Here is a 19,683-nt window from a genome sequence, read left to right as displayed (position 1 = left end):
ATTCAGCGCAACGCGACAATCACCGCCCATTGCTCGGGCGTTACCGGCATGACCGACAGGCGGCTGCCTTTTTGCACCAGCGGCAACTCGACCAGCCCGGCCTGCTGTTTCAGCCACCCCAGTTCCAGCACCCTTGGGAAGGTTTGTACGTGGGCCACATCCACTGCGCTCCAGGGGTTCTTGTCGGTCGTGGCCTTGGCATCGTGATAATGGCTTTCCGGGTCCAGCGCGGTAGGGTCCGGGTAGGCCGCGCGGGTGATTCTGGCAATGCCGGCGATGCCGGGTTGCGGGCAGCTGGAGTGGTAGAAGAAAAATTCGTCACCCACGCTCATTGCCCGCAGAAAATTACGCGCCTGATAGTTGCGCACGCCGTCCCAGCGCGCTTCACCCAAGCGTGCGAGGGCTTCGATGGAGAGCTCGTCGGGCTCGGATTTCATCAGCCAGTAGGCCATGAATGCTGCTCCTGAAAAGGTTTGAAATAACCTGTTGCACGAAACCGACAGCCGGTTGGCGTCAAGGTTTGCGTGCGGACGCATGTTGTCGGAAAATGCGCACCGTTTAAAGCGCGTGCACCGGCGGTACCCAGAATATCGCCGAGTACAGAACAGTTTGCCTGGGGGGCAATCTTCGATGAATCAACGTAAAAAGCCGGATCTACTGTGGATCCTGGTGTTCATTTTTGGCCTGGGTGTGGTCACTACCGGTTATGCGCAGGGGTTCTGGGAGCGCAAGCTGGACAGCGCCTATCAGATGCCGGTTGACGCCAGCCAGCCACAACGTTGATATCCCCCGCTGGCGCCGCTCAACGTGGCGCCAGGTACCAGCCACGGTCCGAGACCGTGCCTTGCAGTGGTACGTCCCAACTGGCCTGCGCCAGCCGCTCGACCTTCTGGCATTCATGCGCCAGCCCCAGCAGCAACGGTTTTTTCCAGGTTTGCCGACGCGCCTGGTAGGCCAGGCTGCGATCATAGAAGCCACCGCCCATTCCCAGGCGTCCGCCCACTTCGTCAAAACCGACCAGCGGTAGCAGAATCAGATCCAGCGCCCAGATTGGCCGTTGGCGTTTGCGATCGATTATCGGCTCTGGAATACGGAAGCGATTGGGCTTGAGCTTCTCACCCTGCTCAAAACGCTGGAACACCATGCGCGTGCGCGGCCAGGCGTGCAGCACCGGCAGATAGGTGCGCTTGCCGCGACGCTGTGCTTCGCGTAGCAGTAGGCGAGGGTCGATTTCACCGTCGTTGGGCAGGTACAGGGCGATGTGGCGGGCGCGGCGGAACAAGGGGTGTTGCGCCAACTGGCGGTACAGGCCGAGCGTAGCCTGGCGTTGCTGGGCAGGGGTCAGGGCGCGGCGGGCATTGCGAAGCAGGCGACGTAGCTGGGGGCGGGTGAGCGGCACTGTTTCGGTCATGGCACAGGCGGTCCCAGATGTGCTGCCTTATACGAAAAGTGCCTGCGCGGTGACTATTCGTACAAAGCTTGAATAAAGTCGGCCAAAACGAATTGCCCGCCGGGGAGGGCGGGCAAGAGAATTCAGGCTCCCCGATAAGACCGCTATCGGTGTAGCCCTTGAACCCGAAAGTTCAAGGTGGAGATTGCAGGGGGCGTTAAGGCTTTCCGTCGGGCGGACATGCACACCGGCCCCAGCGTGCAACCCCCGTGGTTGTGCGTATCGGCTCAGGGACATAACCGACTGGCGCATCCCCCAGGGAGTGGCGCCAGTATACCAATCTCAGCCGATTTTGGTATCCGTGTCGTCGGACAAAGCCTTATCTACCCGATCCAGCAGGTCGCGCACCTGTTCGCGGTTTGTGCCGCTGACCGGCGCATCATTGCGGTCTTCCTGGCGGTGCAGCATTTCGTGGGTAATGTTCAACGCTGCCATGACCGCGATGCGGTCGGCACCGATCACCTTGCCGCTGCTGCGGATTTCGCGCATTTTGCCGTCCAGGTAGCGCGCAGCGCTGACCAGGTTGTTGCGCTCTTCCGGCGGGCAGATGATCGAGTATTCCTTGTCGAGGATCTGCACAGTGACGCTATTGCTTGAACTCATGAGTCTTGCTCCAGAGCCTTGAGGCGTAAAATCATCGACTCGACTTTGCGCTTGGCGATCTCGTTCTTTTCGATGAGGTGGGCGCGCTCTTCGCGCCAGGATTTTTCCTGAGCTACTAGGAGTGCATTTTGCCGTTTTAGTTGCTCGATGCGTTCGATCAGCAACTCGAATCGGCTCATCAGTGCCTGCAGGTCGTTCTCTTGCGTGGGTTGCACTCGATTCGCTCCGTCGTTGAGTCCCCTGGCGATGATGCCTCTCCCTGGGCGGCAACGGCCAGTGCCGATAGTCTTGGCGCGCCTGCCGATGCTAGGATACAAGGTCTTCATTCTAGACATTGCGCCGTCTGGCGCCTAGCTGCCCATGCCCAATACTCAATCGCCCTACAACGCCTTCGCCATGCTGCTCTCGAGCAATGGTCATCCCGTCACCCCGGCCGAACTGCACGGCCTGCTGATTGGCCGCAGCTGCGCCGGGGCCGGCTTCGATGCCGATGCCTGGTTGGCCGATGCCGCCCAACTGCTGGAAACCGAGCCTGGTGACAGGGTCCGCAACGCCTTGGTCGGCTTGCAGGAAATGGTCAAGGGCGAGCTGACCAGCGACGACATGGCGATCGTCCTGCTGCTGCCTACCGATGATGCTGCACTGAGCGACCGCGCCACCGCGCTGGGCCAGTGGTGCCAAGGCTTCGTGACCGGTTTCGGCCTGAACGCTGGCGGTAAGGACTTGTCCGACGAGGCCAAGGAAGTGCTGCAGGACCTGGTAGCCATTTCGCAGGTCCAGGAAGCGCTCGAAGAGTCCGAAGACGGCGAGAGCGACTACATGGAAGTCATGGAATACCTGCGCGTGGCGCCCCTGCTGCTGTTCTCCGAACTGGCCAAGCCGGCCGCACCCGCGCCCAAGCCCTCGCTGCACTGATCAACCAGGGGTAGTCTGCCCATGAGCCACATTCCCAAGGCCGAGTATGCCCGTCGGCGCAAGGCGCTGATGGCGCAGATGGTCCCCAACAGCATCGCCATTCTGCCCGCCGCCGCAGTTGCCATCCGCAACCGCGACGTCGAGCACGTGTACCGCCAGGACAGCGACTTCCAGTACCTCAGCGGCTTCCCGGAGCCCGAGGCGGTGATTGCTTTGATTCCGGGGCGCGAGCATGGCGAGTACGTGCTGTTCTGCCGTGAACGCAACCCCGAGCGCGAGCTGTGGGACGGCCTGCGGGCGGGCCAGGAAGGGGCAGTGCGCGATTTCGGCGCTGACGATGCCTTCCCCATCACGGATATCGACGAGATCCTGCCTGGCCTGATCGAAGGCCGCGAGCGGGTCTACAGCGCCATGGGCAGCAACCCGGAGTTCGACCGCCGGCTGATGGACTGGATCAACGTGATCCGCTCCAAGGCACGCCTGGGCGCCCAGCCACCGAACGAGTTCGTTGCGCTGGATCATCTGCTGCACGATATGCGCCTGTATAAATCGGCGGCGGAAGTGAAGGTGATGCGTGCTGCCGCGGACATTTCTGCGCGGGCCCATGTGCGGGCCATGCAGGCCTGCCGCGCCGGGCTGCACGAGTACAGCCTGGAAGCCGAGCTGGACTACGAATTCCGCAAGGGCGGGGCGAAGATGCCGGCCTACGGCTCGATCGTTGCGGCCGGGCGCAATGGCTGCATCCTGCACTATCAACAAAACGATGCGCCGCTCAAGGATGGCGACCTGGTGCTGATCGACGCCGGCTGCGAAATCGACTGCTATGCCAGCGACATCACCCGCACCTTCCCGGTCAGTGGGCGGTTTTCGCCCGAGCAGAAGGCCATCTACGAGCTGGTGCTCAAGGCACAGGCGGCGGCGTTTGCCGAAATAGCCCCCGGCAAGCACTGGAACCACGCCCATGAGGCGACCGTGCGGGTCATCACTGCAGGCCTGGTGGAGCTGGGCTTGCTCGAAGGTGATGTGCAGGCGCTGATCGACAGCGAAGCCTATCGCGCCTTCTACATGCACCGCGCCGGGCACTGGCTGGGCATGGATGTGCACGACGTGGGCGAGTACAAGGTGGGCGGCGAGTGGCGGGTACTGGAACCCGGCATGGCGCTGACCGTGGAACCGGGGATCTACATTGGCGCCGACAATCAGGCCGTGGCCAAAAAGTGGCGCGGTATTGGGGTAAGGATCGAGGACGACGTGGTAGTGACCAGGCAAGGTTGTGAAATCCTGACTTCGGGCGTGCCGCGTACGGTCGCCGAGATCGAGGCGCTGATGCAGGCTGCCCGCAAGGCCGTGGCATGAGCCGGGTGAACCTGGCGATCATTGGCGGCGGCCTGGTTGGCGCAAGCCTGGCTTTGGCCCTGCAGGCCGGCGCCAAGGCGCGCGGCTGGAAGATCCTGCTGATCGAGCCGTTCGCCCCCGGCGACAGCTACCAGCCCAGTTACGATGCACGCTCGTCGGCGTTGTCATTCGGTACCCAGCAGATTTATCAACAACTGGGCCTGTGGCAGGCCATCGGCCGCCGCGCCGAGCCTATCCGGCAGATTCACGTTTCCGACCGTGGTCGCTTTGGCGCCACCCGCCTGGATGCCATGGAAGAGGGCGTACCGGCGCTGGGTTACGTGGTGGAAAACGCCTGGCTCGGGCAGTGCCTGTGGCAAGGGCTGGACAGCGAGGTGGTCAGCTGGCGCTGCCCGGCGGAAGTCACCTCGATGCAGGCCACCGAACGCGGTTACCGCCTGCGGCTGAACGACGATACCCAACTGGAATGTGACCTGGCGGTACTGGCCGATGGAGGCCGCTCCGGCTTGCGCGAGCAGTTGGGTATCCATGTGCGCCACACGCCGTACCAGCAGAGCGCGTTGATCGCCAACATTACCCCGGGTGAGGCCCATGGCGGCCAGGCTTTCGAGCGCTTCACCGAAGAGGGCCCCATGGCCTTGCTGCCGTTGCCGGAAAACCGCTGCGCACTGGTATGGACCCGTCAGGGCATGGATGCGCGGCGCCTGGCCGACATCGACGAGCGCAGCTTCCTGCGCGAACTGCAGGGTGTGTTCGGCTACCGCCTGGGCGCGCTGCGCCAGGTGGGCGCACGGCACCTCTACCCGCTGTCCTTGATCGAGGCCCAGGAGCAGGTGCGGCCGCACCTGGTGGTGCTGGGCAACGCAGCACACAGCCTGCACCCCATCGCGGGTCAGGGTTTCAATCTGTCGCTGCGTGACGTGCAATCCCTGGCCGAAGCGCTGCTGGCAGGTCCACAGCAGCCTGGCGACCTGACCACGCTGCAGGCCTATCACCAGCGCCAGCGCCTGGACCAGGCGATGACCATCGGCTTCTCCGACCAGGTCACCCGCCTGTTCGGCAGCAATCAGCCGTTGCTGACTGCCGGGCGCAACCTGGGCCTGCTCGGGCTCGACCTGTTGCCACCGGCAAAAAGCTGGTTCGCCCGCCAGGCCATGGGCCTGGGCACCCGTCCTGATCCGCGGGGCCAGGCATGAGCAACCCGCGTAAACTGGCGCGCCGGGCGCGCATGCTGCGCTGGCTGCTGAACCTCTACCCACCGTACCTGGGTGCCGGTATCCGTGTGCAGCACATCAGCCCGGACCTGCGTAGCGTCAAGGTGGCGATGAAGCTGACCCGCTGGAACCGCAATTACGTCGGCACCCAGTTCGGTGGCAGCCTGTATGCCATGGTCGACCCGTTCTACATGCTGCTGCTGATCGAGCAGCTGGGGCGTGACTACATCGTCTGGGACAAGGCCGCCAGCATCGACTTCATCTCGCCGGGCAAAGGCCCGGTCTATGCCGAGCTTCACGTCGGTGACGCACTGCTGGACGAAATCCGCCAGCAGGCAGCCACCGGCAAGAAATGCCTGCCGCGTTTGCAGGTCGATATCCGCGATGGCGCCGGCGAGTTGGTGGCGCGGGTCGATAAAACCCTATATGTACGGCTCAAGCCGCAAGCGAGGCTGGCGTAAGGCATGGAAATGCGCGCAGATCTGTTGATTGTCGGTGCCGGTATGGTCGGCAGCGCCCTGGCCCTGGCGTTGCGCCACAGTGGCCTGCAAATCCTGTTGCTCGATGGTGGCCCGCTGACGGTCGTACCCTTCGATGCCCAGGCCCCGTTCGAGCCGCGTGTCAGCGCGCTGTCGGCGGCCAGCCAGCGCATCCTCGAGCGCCTTGGCGCTTGGGACGGCATTGCCCAGCGGCGCGCCACGCCGTACTCCGACATGCATGTGTGGGATGGCAGCGGCACCGGGCAGATTCACTTCTCGGCGGCCAGTGTGCATGCCCAGGTGCTCGGCCATATCGTCGAGAACCGCGTGGTGCAGGACAGCCTGCTGGAGCGCCTGCATGACAGCGACATCGGCCTGCTGGCCAATGCGCGGCTGGAGCAGTTGCGCCGCTCTGGCGATGAGTGGCTACTGACCCTGGCGGATGGCCGGCAACTGCGTGCGCCATTGGTGATTGCTGCCGACGGTGCCAATTCGGCGGTGCGGCGTCTGGCCGGCTACGAAACCCGCGAATGGGACTACCTGCATCATGCCATTGTCACCAGCGTGCGTTGCAGCGCCGGGCACCAGGCCACGGCTTGGCAGCGCTTCACTGACGAAGGTCCGCTGGCTTTCCTGCCGTTGACCCGTGATGGCCAGCAGGACTGGTGCTCGATCGTCTGGTCGACCACCCCGGAGCAAGCCGAGCAACTGATGGCGCTGGATGAAGCTGCCTTCCGGCAGGCTTTGGAACGTGCCTTCGAGGGCCGTCTGGGCCAAGTGTTGCAGGCCGACCCAAGGGTATGCGTGCCGCTGCGCCAACGCCACGCCAAGCGCTATGTGGGTGAAGGCCTGGCGTTGATCGGCGATGCCGCGCACACCATCCACCCGCTGGCTGGGCAGGGTGTGAACCTCGGCTTCCTCGACGCTGCGGTGCTGGCCGAGGTACTGGTCAATGCTTGCGAGCGTGGCGAGCGGTTGGCGGATGTGAAGGTGCTGAGCCGTTACGAGCGACGGCGTATGCCGCACAACCTGGCGTTGATGGCGGCGATGGAGGGCTTCGAGAGGTTGTTCCAGGCCGATCCGCTGCCGTTGCGCTGGTTGCGCAACAGCGGGTTGAAGCTGGTGGAGCAGATGCCGGAGGCCAAGGCGCTGTTTGTGCGCCAGGCGATGGGTTTGAGTGGTGACCTGCCGGATCTGGCCAAGGCTTGAGAGTGCCGGGGTTGCGTAGCAGCCTTTTGCAACATCCGGTAACGGATAGGTAGATGAGCCGGAAAATGGGATTCACTACCATTCGCACCTCTCATACGATCCGAGGAGTGCTTTTCATGTTGCCACGCAAGCCCCTACTGGCCGCCTTGGCCCTGACCCTGTTCGGCGGCACTGCCCAGGCAGCGGACGAAGTTGTGGTGTACTCCTCGCGCATCGACGAGCTGATCAAGCCGGTGTTCGATGCCTATACCGCCAAGACCGGCGTCAAGATCAAGTTCATTACCGACAAGGAAGCCCCGCTGATGCAGCGCATCAAGGCCGAGGGCGACAACGGCGTGGCCGACCTGCTGCTGACCGTCGATGCAGGCAACCTGTGGCAGGCCGAGCAGATGGGCATCCTGCAGCCGATTGAGTCCGACGTCATCGACCAGAACATCCCGTCGCAGTACCGCGCCTCGTCGCACGACTGGACCGGCCTGAGCCTGCGCGCCCGCACCATCATCTACTCCACAGAGCGGGTCAAACCCGAAGAATTGAGCACCTACGAAGCCCTGGCTGACAAACAGTGGGAAGGCCGTCTGTGCCTGCGCACGGCAAAGAAGGTGTACAACCAGTCGCTGACTGCCACCCTGATTGAAACCCACGGTGAGGCCAAGACCGAGCAAATCGTCAAGGGTTGGGTCAACAACCTGTCCACCGATGTGTTCTCCGACGACAATGCGGTGATCCAGGCCATCGAGGCCGGGCAGTGTGATGTGGGCGTGGTCAACACCTACTACTACGGCCGTCTGCACAAGCAGAACCCGAACCTGCCGGTGAAGATCTTCTGGCCCAACCAGGGTGACCGTGGCGTTCACGTGAACCTCTCGGGTATCGGCCTGACCAAGCACGCGCCACACCCGGAAGCCGCGAAGAAACTGGTTGAATGGATGACCGGCGAAGAAGCTCAGAAGCTGTTTGCTGACATCAACCAGGAATTCCCGGCCAACCCGAAGGTGAAACCATCGGAGGAAGTGGCGGCGTGGGGCAGCTTCAAGGCCGACAGCATTCCGGTGGAAATTGCCGGCAAGCGCCAGGCTGAAGCCATCCGCTTGATGGATCGTGCTGGCTACAACTAAGCGCCAGGCCTTATCCTTCCGGGGCCTGTAAGGGCCTCTTCGCGGGCAAGCCCGCTCCTACAGGATCTGCACTGCCTTTGAAGGTTGCGCAGTCCCTGTAGGAGCGGGTTTACCCGCGAACGACCGCGCAGCGGTCGCAATCGCACTCGAGATTTCAGCCTTGCCCCACACCCCTCAACGCCGCTGGTACCTCCCGGTCTCCCTGATTGCCGCCTTGGTGCTGCTGCCCCTGAGTGTGCTGCTGTTGTCCTGGCAATCCATCGACCTGCAGATCTGGTCCCACCTGCTCGACACCCAGATGGGCCGCCTGCTTGGCAATACCCTGACCCTGGTGGTGGGTGTGGGCATTGGTGTCACCGTGCTGGGCGTCAGCCTGGCCTGGCTCACCAGCCTTTGCGACTTCCCTGGTCGACGCTGGCTGGACTGGGCGCTGATGTTACCGTTCGCCATCCCGGCCTACGTGCTGGCGTTTGTCTTCGTCGGCCTGCTGGACTTTGCCGGTCCGGTGCAAAGCGCCCTGCGTGAGGTGTTCGGGCCAATGCGCCTGCCCCGGGTGCGTTCTACCGCAGGGGTAATCACCGTTCTGGTGCTGGTGTTCTATCCCTATGTCTACTTGTTGGCACGCACGGCCTTCCTGGCTCAGGGCAAGGGGCTGATGGAGGCGGCGCGGGTCCTTGGGTTGTCACCCCTGCAGGCGTTCTGGCGGGTGGCCCTGCCCATGGCGCGGCCGGCGATCGGTGCCGGTATCGCCCTGGCGCTGATGGAAACCCTGGCCGACTTCGGTGCAGTGGCCGTATTCAACTTCGACACCTTCACCACGGCTATCTACAAGACCTGGTACGGCTTCTTCAGCTTGTCCAGTGCGGCCCAGTTGGCCAGCTTGCTGTTGCTGGCGGTGATGCTGGTGCTGTACGGCGAGCGCCGCGCCCGTGGTGCCAGCCGCAGCGGCAACGAGCGACCACGCGTGCAGGCGCTTTATCAACTGCGTGGTCTCAAGGCGCTGCTGGCCAGTGGCTGGTGCCTGCTGGTGTTCGCCTGCGCTTTCGTCATCCCGCTGCTGCAGTTGCTGGCGTGGTTCTGGCAACGCGGCCTGCATGACCTGGATGAGCGTTATGTCGGCCTGGTGCTGCACACCCTGTACCTGGGCAGCATGGCGGCGCTGGTCACGGTAGGCGTGGCGTTGCTGCTGGCCTTTGCCCGGCGCCAGGCACCGACGGGCGGTATCCGCGCCGGGGTTGGCCTGGCCAATCTGGGGTATGCCCTGCCCGGTTCGGTGTTGGCGGTGTCGATCATGCTGGCTTTCAGTTACCTCGACAACCACTTGGTCATTCCGCTGTCCAGCTGGATGGGCGGCGCCGGCAAGCCGCTGCTGCTAGGCAGCCTCTCGGCGTTGCTGCTGGCCTACCTGGTGCGCTTCATCGCGGTGGCCTACGGGCCGCTGGAGAGCAGCCTGGAGCGTATCCGCCCGTCACTCCCCGAAGCCTCGCGCAGCCTGGGTGTAGGCGGCGCTAGATTGTTTTTCAAGGTGTATCTGCCGCTGCTGGTACCCGGTGCCCTTAGTGCCGCGCTGCTGGTGTTCGTCGATGTGCTCAAGGAAATGCCCGCCACCTTGCTGATGCGACCGTTCGGCTGGGACACCCTCGCCGTGCGGGTGTTCGAGATGACCAGCGAGGGCGAGTGGGCCCGAGCCTCGCTGCCGGCACTGACCTTGGTCTTGGTGGGGCTGCTGCCGGTCATCGGCCTGATTCGCCGTTCGGCACGTCGACCCGGTCACAGTCACTGAGGATGTCAGCTTGCGACCTTGCGGCTACAATGCGCGGCATTCGCGCGGCGGGTGTGAGTAACAAGAAAAGCTGACGACCCAACGTCATCGACCGCCGCCGCTTCGCCACGCCCGGAAGGAGAAACCCATGGGACAGCGCACGCTTTTGTATGACCTGCACCTGGCGCTAGGCGCCAAGACGGTCGATTTCGGTGGCTGGGACATGCCCCTGCACTATGGCTCGCAGGTCGAGGAGCACCACCAGGTGCGCAGCGATTGCGGCGTCTTTGATGTCTCCCATATGACCGTGATCGATGTCGACGGCATTGATGCCACCGTTTGGCTGCAGCGCTTGCTGGCCAACGATGTGGCCCGCCTCGACGATACCGGCAAGGCGTTGTATAGCCCACTGCTGCACGAACAGGGCGGGGTGATCGATGATCTGATCGTCTACCGCACGGAAACTGGCTATCGCCTGGTCACCAATGCCGCCACCCGTGCCAAGGTGCTCGATTGGCTGCAATTGCAGCGTGCCGGTTTTTCCGTGGGCTTTCAGGCCCGGCCTGATCTGGCCATCCTTGCCATCCAGGGGCCGCATGCCCGCGAAAAGGTCGCGGCCCTGCTCAGCGCCGGGCGCGCAGCTCTCATTCGCGAACTGCGCCCGTTTGAAGGCGTTGCCGACGGCGACTGGTTCATTGCCCGCACCGGCTATACCGGTGAGGACGGCCTGGAGATCATCTTCCCGGGCGAGCAGGCAGTGGCCTTCTTCAACGACCTGGTCGGCGCCGGTATCGCCCCAAGCGGCCTGGGCGCCCGCGATACCCTGCGCCTGGAAGCTGGCATGAACCTGTACGGCCAGGACATCGACGAAAACCACACCCCGCTCACCTCCAACCTGGGCTGGAGTATCGCCTGGGAACCGGCCGAGCGCGACTTCATCGGCCGTGCCGGCCTGCTTGCGGAAATCGAGCACGGCGTGCAAGAAAAACTGGTGGGTCTGGTGCTGGAAGAGCGCGGTGTACTGCGCGCCCATCAGGTAGTACGTGTAGCCGGTATTGGCGAAGGGGAGATCACCAGTGGTAGTTTCTCGCCTACGCTGAGCAAGTCCATTGCGTTGGCGCGCGTGCCAATGGCTACCGGTGATCGGGCCGAGGTGGAAATTCGCGGCAAGTGGTACCCGGTGCGGGTGGTCAAACCGACCTTCGTGCGCCACGGCAAGATCCTGATCTGAACAATTTATAACCGGCGGGCCTACCGCTGAGCCAATCGAGGAATTCAAGACATGAGCAATATCCCCGCCGACCTGCGTTTTGCCGAAAGCCATGAGTGGGCTCGCCTGGAAGCCGACGGTAGCGTGACCGTGGGTATCAGCGATCACGCCCAGCAAGCCTTGGGTGATGTGGTGTTCGTCGAGCTGGCTGAAGTCGGCAAAGTGTTTGGCGCTGGCGACGCTGCGGGTGTGGTGGAGTCGGTCAAGGCCGCTTCGGACATCTACGCCCCGGTCGGTGGCGAAGTGATTGCGGTCAACGAAGAGCTGGCCGATAGCCCGGAACTGCTCAACGAAGAGCCTTACGGTTCGTGGATCTTCAAATTGAAGCCAAGCAACCCGGCCGAGCTGGACAAGTTGCTGGATGCGGCTGGCTACCAGGCGCTGATTGGCGAGTAAGACCGCGTCGCTTGCTTCGCGGCTAAAGCCGCTCCTACACAGGTACAGCGCTGCATTCGAGACGGGTACAGCCCCTGTGGGAGCGGCTTTAGCCGCGAAGAGGCCGGGCCTGCAAACAAGTTTCCCCGCACAATCGGCAATCCCTTCCTAGACTTGTAAGTCTCCATGAGGCCTGGTCTAGGAAGAGAGCGTCGTCATGTCCCAGTCGCCATCCCTGCATCAACTGCAAGAGCTCAACCCATTTTTGCGCCGCCACCTGGGCCCCGATGCCACAGAGCAGCAGGCCATGCTCAACGCGCTGGGTATCAACAGCCGCAACGAACTGATCGAGCAAACCGTTCCGCCAGACATCCGCCTCAATCGCCCCCTCGACCTGCCTGCGGCACTGGACGAGCAAGCCGCCCTGGCCAAGCTCGCCGGCTACGCCGAACAGAACCAGGTCTGGACCAGCCTCATCGGCATGGGCTACCACGGCACCATCACCCCCACAGTCATCCTGCGCAACGTGCTGGAGAACCCTGGCTGGTACACCGCCTACACGCCCTACCAACCCGAAATTGCCCAAGGCCGGCTGGAGGCGCTGCTGAACTTCCAGCAAATGGTCATCGACCTTACTGGCCTGGCTCTGGCCAATGCCTCGCTGCTCGATGAAGCCACCGCTGCCGCCGAAGCCATGGCCCTGGCCAAGCGGGTGGCACGCAACAAGAGCAACGCCTTCTTCGCCGACGAGCACTGCCATCCGCAGACCCTTTCGGTACTCAAGACCCGCGCCGAGGGCTTCGGCTTCGAGCTGATCGTCGACTCTGTGGATAACCTTGCCAAACACTCGGTGTTCGGTGCTTTGCTGCAGTACCCCGACACCCACGGTGAAGTGCGCGACTTGCGCCCGCTGATCGACCAGGTGCACAGCCAGCAGGCCTTGGCCTGCGTGGCCGCGGACTTGCTCAGCCTGGTAGTGTTGGCGCCGCCCGGAGAACTGGGCGCCGATGTAGTGCTGGGCTCGACCCAGCGCTTTGGTGTGCCGATGGGTTACGGCGGGCCTCACGCGGCCTACTTCGCCTGTCGCGATGACTACAAGCGGGCTATGCCGGGACGCATCATCGGCGTGTCACGCGATGCCCGTGGCAACACCGCACTACGTATGGCCCTGCAGACCCGCGAGCAGCATATTCGCCGCGAAAAGGCCAACTCCAACATCTGCACGGCCCAGGTGCTGCTGGCCAACATTGCTGGCTTCTACGCGGTTTACCATGGCCCGGAAGGCCTGCAGCGTATCGCTCAGCGTGTGCACCGGCTGACCTTCATCCTGGCTGCCGGCCTCGAGGCCAAAGGCATCAAACGCCTCAATCAACACTTCTTCGACACCCTTACCCTGGATGTTGGCGGTGCCCAGGCGGCCATCATTGAAAGCGCCGAGGCCGCGCACATCAATTTGCGTATTCTCGGTCGCGGGCACCTGGGGGTGAGCCTGGATGAAACCTGCAACGAACAGACGGTGCTGCGCCTGCTCGACATCTTCCTGGGGGTGGATCATGGCCTGGAAATCACCGCCCTCGACCAGCTGGCCCTGCCTGAAGGTATCCCTGCCAGCCTGGTGCGACGCACGCCATTCCTCGCCCACCCCGTGTTCAACCTGCATCACAGCGAAACAGAGATGCTGCGCTATCTCAAGCAGCTAGAGAACAAGGACCTGGCGCTTAACCAGTCGATGATCCCGTTGGGCTCGTGCACCATGAAACTCAACGCCACCAGTGAGATGATCCCCATCACCTGGCCCGGTTTTGCCCAGCTGCACCCGTTCGCCCCGGCGGCCCAGGCAGCAGGCTACAAGGCGATGATCGACGAACTGGAAAGCTGGCTGTGCGCGATCACCGGCTTCGATGCGATCTGCATGCAGCCTAACTCCGGTGCTCAGGGTGAATACGCCGGCCTGATGGCCATCACGCGCTATCACCGCAGCCGCCATCAGCCGATGCGCACGTTGTGCCTGATCCCGTCGTCGGCCCACGGCACCAACCCGGCGTCGGCACAGATGGCCGGCATGGAAGTGGTGATCGTCGATTGCGACAACGATGGCAACGTCGACCTGGCTGACCTCAAGGCCAAGGCACACGCGGCCGGTGAGCGTCTGTCGTGCCTGATGATCACCTACCCCTCGACCCACGGTGTGTACGAAGAGGGGATACGCGAAATCTGCGAGGTGGTGCACCATCACGGCGGCCAGGTTTACATGGACGGTGCCAACCTCAATGCCCAGGTGGGCCTGGCGCGCCCCGCAGACATTGGGGCCGATGTTTCACACATGAACCTGCACAAGACGTTCTGCATTCCCCACGGTGGCGGCGGTCCAGGCATGGGGCCGATCGGTATCCGCGCGCACCTCAAGCCGTTCGTCGCCAGCCACCCGGTAGTGCCGGTGCCTGGGTTGGACCCGAACAATAGCGCGGTCAGCGCCGCCCCTTGGGGCAGTGCAAGCATCTTGCCGATAAGCTGGATGTACATCGCCATGATGGGCCCGCAGCTGGCCGACGCCAGCGAGGTGGCTATCCTCTCGGCCAACTATCTCGCCAGCCAGTTGGGCGCGGCGTTCCCGGTGCTCTACCGCGGACGCAACCAGCGTGTGGCGCATGAGTGCATCCTTGACCTACGGCCGTTGAAGGCACTGACAGGCATCAGCGAAGAGGACGTGGCCAAGCGCCTGATGGACTATGGCTTCCACGCACCGACCATGTCCTTCCCAGTGCCGGGCACGCTGATGGTGGAGCCGACCGAGAGTGAATCGAAGGCTGAGCTGGATCGGTTTGTCGAAGCGATGTTGGCGATTCGCGCGGAAATTGACGAAGTACAGCAGGGCAACTGGCCAGCGGAGAACAACCCGCTGAAGCATGCACCGCATACCTTGGCTGATGTGCTGGGGGTATGGGACAGGCCGTATAGCCTGGAGCAGGCGGTGGCCCCCAGTGCTCACGTGCGCCAGCACAAGTACTGGCCGGCGGTGAACCGGGTAGACAACGTATATGGGGACAGGAACCTGTTCTGTGCGTGTGTGCCGGTGGAGGCTTATCGCTGAGGGTGGTGTTGGATGCTTCGCGGGTTTACCCGCGAAGCAGGCGACGCGGTTACTCGGCTACCGCATTCTTGGCCAGGATGGCATTGGCCAGTTCCATGTCGGATGCCTGCATCCCTGGGTTCTCTGCCCGTGCCTCGCGCATGGCCGCTTCCAGGAACGGCCCGCGGATCGCGCCTTCGCTGGCGACGAAGCTGCTGGCGTCATCCTGCGCGGCCACTACCAGCTTGTGATCCCGCGAGGTCAGGTAGCTCGACGCCGTGGTAGCACCGGACGTCATCACGTTACGCCAGAAGGTATCGGCCATGGCCGAGCCAAGAGGCAGCGAAAGCAAGGTAGCCGCGGCAATGGCGGTTTTGAGACGCATGTTGAAACACCTCGAAGGGTGATGGTTGAAGATGCGCGCTTGGATCTTTTCGGGCAAGGCAAGTTCCTTGAATACAAAGGACTTTTCGTCAGTTGCAGACGCGCAGCACTTCCTCGGCACGGGTCTGCCCAGCGGCTACTTTGGTCTCGCCGCAACGGCGCAGGTCAACCAGTCCATCGGCCAGCGCCTGGCGCCGCAAACGGGTCAGGTCGGCATGCGGGCCGATCAATGCGCGCAAGGCATCGCTGGGCTCGAGCAGTTCGAATAATCCCGTGCGCCCCTGAAAGCCGGTACCGCGGCAAGCTCGGCAGGCGGGTGATGAACCTGCCTGGCAGTCGGTGCAGACGGTTCGCACCAGGCGCTGGGCCATCACCCCGATAAGCGTCGCCTTGATCAGGTAGTCGGCCACACCCAGCTCTTGCAAGCGGGTGATGGCTGCGCAGGCATCGTTGGTATGCAGGGTCGACAGCACCAGGTGCCCGGTCAGCGCTGCCTGCACCGCTACCAGGGCGGTTTCGCGGTCGCGGATTTCGCCGATCATGATGATGTCGGGGTCTTGGCGCAGCATGGCCCTGACCGCGTTGGCAAACCCCAGGTCCAGCGCGGGCTGCACCTGCAGCTGGTTGAAGGCTGGTTCCAGACGCTCGATCGGGTCTTCGATGGTGCACAGGTTGACCTGTGGTGTGGCCAGCAGTTTGAGGCTGGTGTACAGCGTGCTGGTCTTGCCGGAGCCGGTGGGGCCGGTGACCAGGATGATGCCTTGGCGTTGACGTAGCAGGCTCTGCCATTGGGCCAGTTGCTGGCCGTGCAAGCCAAGGCGTTCGAAGCCTTCTTGCAACTGTTGCGGGTCGAACAGGCGCAGCACCAGTTTCTCGCCAAACGGGGTGGGCAGGGTCGAAAGCCGCAGCTCCACCTCGCCACCACCGGGCAGGCGGCTTTGCAGCCGGCCGTCCTGCGGCCGGCGCTTCTCTGCAACGTCCATGCGGCCCAGGTGTTTAAGGCGGCTGACGAGGGCCAGGGTGACCCCGGCGGGGAAGGCATAGACGGTGTGCAGCAGGCCGTCGATGCGGTAGCGCAATTGGCCCTGTTCGCGGCGTGGTTCCAGGTGGATATCGCTGGCGCGTTGCTCAATGGCGTACTGCAACAGCCAGTCGACGATATGCACGATATGTGCGTCGTCTGCGCTGGCCTCGGCCTGGCGTTTGCCCAGCTCCAGCAATTGCTCAAGTTCCCCCAGGCTGGCCGACTGCTGGTATTGCGCGCCTTTTACCGACTGGGCCAGGCGGTGGAACGACTGCGCCGACTGACGGATCTGCTGCGGGCTGGCCAGTACGCGACGGATCGACCGGTCGAGGCTGCGGGCCAGGTCGGCTTGCCAGTCATCCTGGAAAGGCTGGGCGCTGGCGACGGTGACGCTGGAGGCATCGGCCGCGACGATGAGGATGCCGTGGCGCTGGGCGAAGGCAGGGGAGATCAGGCCGGTGACCTGGGGCAGGTCGAGTTGCATGGGGTCGATGCGCAGGTAGGGTTGTCCGACCTTGTCGGCCAGCCACTGGCAAAGGTGCTCCAGGTCCAGGGGCTGGCCGGGGCGCTGGCGGCTTTCCAGGCTGCAGGCGGCGATGTGTTCCAGCGGGTGGCTAGCGGGGTGGGTGGCGGCGTGTTCGAGTACTTGCAGGGTATCGCTGGCGTGCAGGTGCTGATCAGCGAGCAGGGCCTGAAGCACGCGCTTGAGGTCGAGTGCCGGGTTGTCGGGGGTGTGCATGGTTGGCGTCCGTGCCTGATCGTGTAGTGCTGATCAAGGCTAGCCCGGCGGCGGGAGACTATTGGAGGTGAAAGGTTTCGGGATTTTGCTGCGTCTGTACCGGAGGGCTTCGCGGGTGAACCCGCTGCTACAGGGATCGCGCGGGCCTTGAGTGCTATGCGGTACAGGTCCAGCAGAGAGGGTTCAGACCACTGCCAACGCCACCCGCTGGACATTGGTCAGGCTCACCTCACCTACACACACCAAGTTACGCAGTTTTTGTGCAATTACCTCGGCCCGGTGCCAGCTCAACCCGCCGATACCGACCTCGATATCCAGCCAGTCATCCTGCTGGCTGACCTGCACGCTATGCGGGGTCAGGAACTGCAAGGCAAACAGGTTGAGCACCCGGCACAGGCTATCGGGCTCGGCCTCGGCCTGCAGGCGATAGTGCACGGTGCTGTGGGCGTTGGTGGCGGCCCAGGCGTCGGTACGGGGCTGTGCGTTCATGCTGGTCTCCGCAAATGAGGGAGAAATTCTTGCACGTTGGTGGCGGTATTTTTTCGCTATGATTGGGTGGTTTCGTCTTATTAGTGAATTCTTTTATTCAAAAAAATCTGATTTGGAGAATAAACAATGCACAGCGAGCTGGACGCCTACGACCGTCGCATCCTCGAACTGCTGCAGGAGGACGCTTCGCTGTCCAGTGCACAGATCGCCGAGCGCGTCGGGCTGTCGCAATCGCCGTGCTGGCGGCGCATTCAGCGCTTGAAGGAAGAGGGGGTGATTCGTGGGCAGGTGACCTTGCTGGACCGCAAGAAGGTCGGCCTGAACACGCAGATTTTCGCCGAAGTGAAACTGAACGCCCACGGGCGCTCCAACTTCACCGAGTTCACCGAGGCGATCCGCGGGTTCCCTGAGGTGCTGGAGTGTTATGTGCTGATGGGGGCTGTGGACTTTCTGCTGCGTATCGTCACGTCGGACATCGAGGCCTACGAGCGGTTCTTCTTCGAAAAACTGTCGAACGTGCCGGGGATTCAGGAGGTGAATTCGATTGTGGCGCTTTCCGAGATCAAATCCACCACTAGCCTGCCGCTATCGCGTTGAGGCCATTCGTGGGTAAACCCGCTCCTATACTGGCCCCACGCCTGGCGCGGATCGTATGTAGGAGCGGGTTTACCCGCGAAGCAGGCGGCGCGGTATCACGCCTTGAGCAGGTGCTTCCAGCCGCGGCTCTGGTCCACAGCCCGAGCCTGTTCGATACGCGCTTCCAGCACTTCATCGCTGATGGGCTGCTCGGCCAGTTCGTGCAGCTTTTTCAGGTCGCCGTACAGGCGGTCCATCTGCGGCGCTTCCAGCACCTGGCGGGCGTGGTGCAGCCAGGCCAGAAGCTGCTCGATACGTGGCAACTGCTCGGCCAGGTCTTCCGGGCGCTGGGTGTACAGCGGCAGCTTCAACGCGCGGCCTTCCTCGCCCAGCAGATGCCCCAGCCAGCTGGCCAGTTGCGCTTTGCCCTGGCGTTCGCCGCGGCCCTTGCGCTCTGCGGTCCAGGTACGGGCCGTCAGCCAGCGTGAGGTTTCCAGCGAGAACTGGCCCCAGCGTACGTCTTCCAGTTCTTCGGCAAACTGCTCGGGTGCGGCGCGACGGATGTCTTCGTCATCGTTGCCGGCCTGCACCAGCGGGCGCCAGTCTTCAAGCAAGGCATCAAGGCTGGCGCGCAGGTCGCGGGTGGTAGCGCGCGGTGCTGCCTGGCCCAGGCTGGCGGTGAGTGCGCGCAGCTCGCTCAGGCACTCGACCCAGTCCTGCAACAGGCGCCAGTGGCCGTTGTGGCGGTACTGCTCGGCCAGGCGCTGGCTGCTGGCCAGCAGCTGCCAGGCGAGGGCGGCATAGGCGTCGTCCAAGGCCATTTCGGCTTCCAGTGCGGTGTGCGGCAGGTCCAGCTCGTAGCTGTCCGGTTCCAGCAGGCGGTAACCGCGCTCAGCCTTGCTGATGTCGCACGGCATCAGTGGCAGGCTGGCGGCCAGTTCTGCGGCCAGTTCCAGCAGGGCTTGCGGCTCACCTTCGCGCAGTTCCAGCTCCAGCTCGCAGATCTCTTCCTTGCGCTTGCCGGCGATCACGAAGCCTTGGTCCAGCGCAGCCTCGATCACCACCTTGCTTTTGCCACGACCCCAGGCGATTTCAGCGTATTCACGGCTGAAATCGGTGGTGAACAGTGGCTTGATGGTTTTCTTGTCCAGGTTGGCCAGTTGCTCGGGCCAGCAGGTGGCGTCCAGCTTCTTCAGGTCGAGCTTGACCTTGTCCAGGTTCCATTCGTACTCGTTGCGCTCGGACAGGCCGGCCACGCTCTGGCCGCGGCACTTGAGGGTTTGAATGATCGCGTCGCCATCGCGGCGCAGGCGCAGGGCGACACGGGCGGCGGACAGCTCACGCTCGGGGGTGTCGAAGTACTGGTTGAGCAGTTCACGGGTCTGCCAGCCGGACTTGTTGCGCTTTTTCAGCAGAGGGTGCTCGCGCAGGGCGGCAAGGGTCTCGCGGCTGGCGCGGAGCTTCAGTTCGGTTTCTTTGTGCATCACAGACTCGAAAGAGGGGGCGTGGTTGGCAAGGAGTTTACAGCAGTCGGCTGTCGACTGTTGGATCGTGGTGGCTTCTTCGCGGGCTTGCCCGCTCCCACAGATAACGCGTAGCCCTTGAGGGCAGCGAAACCCTGTAGGAGGGCGAGCCCGCGAAGAAGCCCAT

20 protein-coding genes and 1 other RNA gene are annotated in these 19,683 nt (G+C 63.3%); 12 read left to right on the top strand and 9 right to left on the bottom strand.

Going from position 1 to position 19,683, the window contains the following annotated elements; all coding sequences use genetic code 11:
• Positions 1-2: 2 nt before the first annotated feature.
• Positions 3-452 (bottom strand): EVE domain-containing protein, encoded by a 450-nt coding sequence (locus QCL51_RS24205; protein WP_103469582.1) that lies wholly within the window; start codon positions 450-452, stop codon positions 3-5.
• A 178-nt stretch (positions 453-630) separates the two neighbouring features.
• On the opposite strand from QCL51_RS24205, the gene QCL51_RS24200 reads away from it, so the two are divergent.
• Positions 631-783, top strand: coding sequence for a hypothetical protein (locus QCL51_RS24200; RefSeq protein ID WP_021783531.1), 153 nt, complete (start codon positions 631-633; stop codon positions 781-783).
• A 19-nt stretch (positions 784-802) separates the two neighbouring features.
• On the opposite strand, the gene QCL51_RS24195 is transcribed toward QCL51_RS24200, so the two are convergent.
• The 4 genes from QCL51_RS24195 to QCL51_RS24180 form a co-directional block, all read right to left on the bottom strand.
• The gene (locus QCL51_RS24195) at positions 803-1,411 is read right to left on the bottom strand and encodes a 5-formyltetrahydrofolate cyclo-ligase (RefSeq protein ID WP_021783532.1); all 609 of its coding nucleotides are present in this window, start codon (positions 1,409-1,411) and stop codon (positions 803-805) included.
• Positions 1,412-1,535: 124 nt separating this feature from the next.
• Positions 1,536-1,715: non-coding RNA, 6S RNA (gene ssrS / locus QCL51_RS24190), on the bottom strand.
• A gap of 17 nt (positions 1,716-1,732) precedes the next feature.
• Positions 1,733-2,053: a cell division protein ZapA gene (locus QCL51_RS24185; RefSeq protein ID WP_003253687.1), complete on the bottom strand. Its 321-nt coding sequence runs from the start codon at positions 2,051-2,053 to the stop codon at positions 1,733-1,735.
• On the bottom strand, positions 2,050-2,232 hold the full coding sequence (locus QCL51_RS24180; protein ID WP_031322377.1) for a TIGR02449 family protein: 183 nt from the start codon (positions 2,230-2,232) through the stop codon (positions 2,050-2,052). The genes QCL51_RS24185 and QCL51_RS24180 overlap by 4 nt, the downstream gene beginning before the upstream one ends.
• Before the next feature lie 181 nt (positions 2,233-2,413).
• Here QCL51_RS24180 and QCL51_RS24175 point away from each other — a divergent pair, with 181 nt between their 5' ends.
• From QCL51_RS24175 to gcvP, 10 genes are all read left to right on the top strand, one after another.
• Positions 2,414-2,968 carry a YecA family protein gene (locus QCL51_RS24175; RefSeq protein ID WP_021783534.1) on the top strand — a complete coding sequence of 185 codons (555 nt, stop codon included), beginning with the start codon at positions 2,414-2,416 and terminating at the stop codon, positions 2,966-2,968.
• A gap of 21 nt (positions 2,969-2,989) precedes the next feature.
• A complete protein-coding gene (gene pepP, locus QCL51_RS24170; protein ID WP_003253692.1) occupies positions 2,990-4,324 on the top strand; it encodes a Xaa-Pro aminopeptidase in 1,335 nt (444 codons plus the stop codon).
• A complete protein-coding gene (gene ubiH, locus QCL51_RS24165; protein ID WP_135192597.1) occupies positions 4,321-5,520 on the top strand; it encodes a 2-octaprenyl-6-methoxyphenyl hydroxylase in 1,200 nt (399 codons plus the stop codon). Before pepP ends, ubiH begins: the two co-directional genes overlap by 4 nt.
• Positions 5,517-5,999, top strand: a complete 483-nt coding sequence (locus QCL51_RS24160) for a DUF4442 domain-containing protein (RefSeq protein ID WP_021783537.1) — start codon at positions 5,517-5,519, stop codon at positions 5,997-5,999. Before ubiH ends, QCL51_RS24160 begins: the two co-directional genes overlap by 4 nt.
• Positions 6,000-6,008: 9 nt before the next feature.
• Positions 6,009-7,226, top strand: a complete 1,218-nt coding sequence (locus QCL51_RS24155; RefSeq protein ID WP_338444399.1) for a 2-octaprenyl-3-methyl-6-methoxy-1,4-benzoquinol hydroxylase — start codon at positions 6,009-6,011, stop codon at positions 7,224-7,226.
• Positions 7,227-7,342: 116 nt separating this feature from the next.
• Entirely contained in the window at positions 7,343-8,344 is a 1,002-nt protein-coding gene (locus tag QCL51_RS24150; protein WP_012054051.1) for an extracellular solute-binding protein, read from the top strand.
• 160 nt (positions 8,345-8,504) lie between these two features.
• Entirely contained in the window at positions 8,505-10,127 is a 1,623-nt protein-coding gene (locus QCL51_RS24145) for an iron ABC transporter permease (protein WP_338444397.1), read from the top strand.
• 127 nt (positions 10,128-10,254) lie between these two features.
• Positions 10,255-11,337 (top strand): glycine cleavage system aminomethyltransferase GcvT, encoded by a 1,083-nt coding sequence (gene gcvT / locus QCL51_RS24140; RefSeq protein WP_101196391.1) that lies wholly within the window; start codon positions 10,255-10,257, stop codon positions 11,335-11,337.
• 51 nt (positions 11,338-11,388) lie between these two features.
• Positions 11,389-11,772 (top strand): glycine cleavage system protein GcvH, encoded by a 384-nt coding sequence (gene gcvH / locus QCL51_RS24135; protein ID WP_003253706.1) that lies wholly within the window; start codon positions 11,389-11,391, stop codon positions 11,770-11,772.
• Between the two features lie 196 nt (positions 11,773-11,968).
• On the top strand, positions 11,969-14,842 hold the full coding sequence (gene gcvP / locus QCL51_RS24130; protein ID WP_101196390.1) for an aminomethyl-transferring glycine dehydrogenase: 2,874 nt from the start codon (positions 11,969-11,971) through the stop codon (positions 14,840-14,842).
• Positions 14,843-14,891: 49 nt separating this feature from the next.
• On the opposite strand, the gene QCL51_RS24125 is transcribed toward gcvP, so the two are convergent.
• From QCL51_RS24125 to QCL51_RS24115, 3 genes are all read right to left on the bottom strand, one after another.
• Positions 14,892-15,206: a DUF2388 domain-containing protein gene (locus tag QCL51_RS24125; protein ID WP_003253711.1), complete on the bottom strand. Its 315-nt coding sequence runs from the start codon at positions 15,204-15,206 to the stop codon at positions 14,892-14,894.
• An 88-nt stretch (positions 15,207-15,294) separates the two neighbouring features.
• Positions 15,295-16,968, bottom strand: a complete 1,674-nt coding sequence (locus tag QCL51_RS24120; protein ID WP_338444395.1) for an ATPase, T2SS/T4P/T4SS family — start codon at positions 16,966-16,968, stop codon at positions 15,295-15,297.
• Between the two features lie 183 nt (positions 16,969-17,151).
• Positions 17,152-17,457, bottom strand: a complete 306-nt coding sequence (locus QCL51_RS24115; RefSeq protein WP_021783545.1) for a hypothetical protein — start codon at positions 17,455-17,457, stop codon at positions 17,152-17,154.
• 126 nt (positions 17,458-17,583) lie between these two features.
• Between QCL51_RS24115 and QCL51_RS24110 the strand changes: the two genes are divergently transcribed.
• The gene (locus QCL51_RS24110) at positions 17,584-18,054 is read left to right on the top strand and encodes an Lrp/AsnC family transcriptional regulator (protein WP_003253717.1); all 471 of its coding nucleotides are present in this window, start codon (positions 17,584-17,586) and stop codon (positions 18,052-18,054) included.
• 95 nt (positions 18,055-18,149) lie between these two features.
• Here QCL51_RS24110 and QCL51_RS24105 read toward each other — a convergent pair whose 3' ends face one another.
• Positions 18,150-19,517, bottom strand: a complete 1,368-nt coding sequence (locus tag QCL51_RS24105; protein WP_338444393.1) for a CYTH domain-containing protein — start codon at positions 19,515-19,517, stop codon at positions 18,150-18,152.
• Positions 19,518-19,683 lie beyond the last annotated feature (166 nt).

The organism is Pseudomonas sp. LTR0, assembly GCF_036630035.1.
Lineage (GTDB): Bacteria > Pseudomonadota > Gammaproteobacteria > Pseudomonadales > Pseudomonadaceae > Aquipseudomonas > Aquipseudomonas putida_Y.
The sequence above is the reverse complement of the archived record's forward strand: the minus strand, read 5'-3'. Positions and strand labels throughout refer to the sequence as shown.